The sequence below is a fragment of the Pseudonocardia halophobica genome (assembly GCF_027922425.1).
In the GTDB taxonomy this organism is placed as follows: Bacteria; Actinomycetota; Actinomycetes; order Mycobacteriales; family Pseudonocardiaceae; genus Pseudonocardia; species Pseudonocardia halophobica.
Genome location: NZ_BSFQ01000198.1, coordinates 1 through 732, shown reverse-complemented (window position 1 = coordinate 732; position 732 = coordinate 1). Strand labels below are relative to the sequence as shown.

Sequence of the window (732 nt, the reverse complement as noted above, 5' to 3'; positions counted from 1 at the left end):
CATTGGGGGCGTGACCGACGATGAGGTCTTCGTGGTGCTGGAAGGACGTGCCGAGGTCACCTTCGACGACACAAAGGAAACGATCCAGATCGGACCCGGCGATGTCGTCCGCCTCAATAAGGGCCAGCGCAATGTTTGGCGGACCATCGAGCGGCTTCGGAAGGTGTCCATCTGGACAGCATCGGGCTCATGACGTAGTCATCCCACTGCGAGCGCCAGCCGTCCCCGGCCTGGTCGACCACGATGCCAGAGGCTGACATCCGATGCCCCGTCCGGTGATCCTTGACGTGGATACCGGCAACGACGACGCAGTCGCGCTCACGGTGCCATGCACCCGGATCTCGAACTGGTCGGGTGTAGGACGGTGGTCGGGAACCTGACGCTGGACTAAGACGTCGTTTCACAAGTCGGCGTGACGGTCCTGTGTGGAGCTGTGCTGGTTGCTGATCATGTTCCGCGATGGCGGGACGATCTTGTGTCGAGCGGTTGGTCAGCGACGAGCTGTGGGAGCTGGTGGAGCCGCTGATGCCGCAGGCTCAGCAGGCGAAGCGGGGACGCAGGGGCGGCCGCGGGTGCCCGACCGGGCGGCGCTGGCCGCGATCGTGTTCGTTCTCAAGACCGGGATCAGCTGGAACGAGCTGGCCGCGGGACTCGGCTGTGGCTCCGGGTCACCTGCTGGCGGCGGCTGCGCGAGTGGCAGCAGGTCGGGGTGTGACAGCGACTGCATCGGGT

General features: G+C 65.4%; 1 protein-coding gene and 1 pseudogene. Both read left to right on the top strand.

All coding sequences use genetic code 11. The features are described from left to right. Positions 1–193: cupin domain-containing protein (locus PKE99_RS38135; RefSeq protein WP_271215111.1), on the top strand; the 193-nt coding region annotated here is incomplete at its 5' end. A 266-nt stretch (positions 194–459) separates the two neighbouring features. After that, positions 460–712: pseudogene (locus PKE99_RS38130) on the top strand (transposase); the annotation flags it as partial. Between the last annotated feature and the right edge of the window lie 20 nt (positions 713–732).